A 1,767-nucleotide genomic window follows, 5' to 3' on the forward strand; every position below is an offset into this window, starting at 1 on the left:
AAGGCCGACGAGGCGTTCCACGCCGCGCTCTATGCCGCGGCCGACGTGCCGGGGCTGCGCGACCTGGTGCGCAGCCGCAGCGGGCACCTGGACCGGCTGCGCCGCCTGCACCTGCCGGAGCCCGGCAAGGCCGAGGCCGTGCTGGCCGAGCACGAGGCGCTGGCCGAGGCGATCCTGGCTGGCGACGCGGCGCAGGCGGAGGCCAGGCTGCGACGCCACCTCTCCGGCACCTTCGCCGAGGCCGAGCGCCTGCGCGCGGCGACGCCGCACTTCTTCGCGGATGCACCCGCGCGCTGAAACACCCGCAGCCCGGGATGGCGGTGCGCGCCGCCCCGATGGATGATCGGCGGCAGGGAGGGACCAGCCCCATGCCGCTCTACGAACTCGCCACGCTGTCCACAACGATCGGTGCGGCACCCAGGATGGCGCCCGCCATCGCGGCCTATTGCGGGGAAGGCGGCGGCACGCTGCTCGGCATCCTTGCCACCGAGATCGGCGCGCTGAACCAGGTGCTGGTGCTGCGCGGCTTCGCCGACGCCGCATCGATCCAGGCGGAGCGCGCCCGCGCGCAGTCCAGCGCCAGCCCCTTCGGCTGCGCGGAATGGCTGACCGGCCTGGCGATGGACACCTACGCCCCGCTGCCCTGGCTGCCGCCCGTGGAGCCCGGCGCGCGCGGGCCGATCTACGAGGTGCGGACCTATGTGACGAAGCCGCACGGCCTGGCGCCGCTGGTCGAGGCCTGGCGCGGCGCGCTGCCGGCGCGGCTGCCGCTCTCGCCGCTGCTGGTGGCGATGCACACGCTGGACGGGCCGACGCGCTTCACCCACATCTGGCCCTATCCCACCCTGAACGACCGCGCGGCAATCCGGACGGACGCCGTCTCGCGCGGGATCTGGCCACCGAAGGGCGGACCGGACGTGCTGACGACCGACATGCGCAGCTGGATCTGCCTGCCGCTGCCGGGTTCGCCGCTGTCCTGAACGACCTCAGGCGCCTGCCGGCTGCCGGACCTCGGACAGCACCCGCTGCAGCGTGGCGCGCGTGAAGGGCTTGGTCACGCAGTCGTCCATGCCGGCCTGGCGCGCCAGCGCGGCGAATTCCGCACCGGCCGCGGCGGTCAGGCCGACGATGCGCGTGGCGTGGTTGGGCCCGTTGCCGCCGCGGATCGCCCGCGTGGCCTCCAGCCCGTCCATCACCGGCATCTGCAGGTCCATCAGGATCAAGTCGAAGCGCGCGCCCGCGGCCCGTTCCACCGCCGCCGCGCCGTCCACCGCCAGGTCCGCCTGCGCGCCGGCAGCCTCAAGCATGGCACGGGCGACGAACTGGTTCGTGGCGTTGTCCTCGACCAGCAGCACGCGCAGCCCCGCCCCGGGCGCGTCCGACCGCGTCGCCGCCCCGGCGTCTCCCGGGCGCGACGCGGCCCCGCCGGCCATCAGGCGGGCCACCGCCTCGCGCAGCCGTCCAGGCAGCACGGGCTTGAGAAGCACGGCGTCGGCCAGCCCGTCGGCCTGCGCCTGCTGTACGATCGGCCCGCCCGAGGAGCAGATCAGGACCCTGGGGCGGGCGAGCGTTCCGTCCTGTCGCAGGGCGCGAGCGAGATCCGCGGCCTGGGTGCCGGGAAGGTGCCCGTCGATCAGCACCACGTCGAAGGCGCGCGCGGCCGACGCGGCCTGACGCAGCGCGGCGGTCGCCGCGGCCGCATCGGGCGCCGTCACGGCGTCTGCGCCCAGCGCGCGCAACTGGCGTTGCAGGATCTCGCGGCCGGGG

At 75.4% G+C, this 1,767-nt stretch carries 3 protein-coding genes; 2 read left to right on the forward strand and 1 reads right to left on the reverse strand.

Going from position 1 to position 1,767, the window contains the following annotated elements:
* Together OZN99_RS30940 and OZN99_RS30945 are read left to right on the forward strand one after the other, a co-directional pair.
* Positions 1 to 297 (forward strand): FCD domain-containing protein (locus OZN99_RS30940; protein WP_270939040.1); only part of this gene is annotated, 297 nt, incomplete at its 5' end.
* Between the two features lie 71 nt (positions 298 to 368).
* Positions 369 to 980 (forward strand): NIPSNAP family protein, encoded by a 612-nt coding sequence (locus tag OZN99_RS30945; protein WP_270939041.1) that lies wholly within the window; start codon positions 369 to 371, stop codon positions 978 to 980.
* Between the two features lie 6 nt (positions 981 to 986).
* Here the strand turns inward: OZN99_RS30945 and OZN99_RS30950 are convergent.
* Positions 987 to 1,767 (reverse strand): response regulator (locus OZN99_RS30950; protein ID WP_270939042.1); only part of this gene is annotated, 781 nt, incomplete at its 5' end.

The organism is Falsiroseomonas oryzae, assembly GCF_027856955.1.
Classification (GTDB): Bacteria; Pseudomonadota; Alphaproteobacteria; order Acetobacterales; family Acetobacteraceae; genus Falsiroseomonas; species Falsiroseomonas oryzae.

Excerpts from the sequence above, each read along its gene's own strand:
- OZN99_RS30945 (WP_270939041.1), top strand. The coding sequence starts at position 369 with ATGCCGCTCTACGAACTCGCCACGCTGTCCACAACGATCGGTGCGGCA.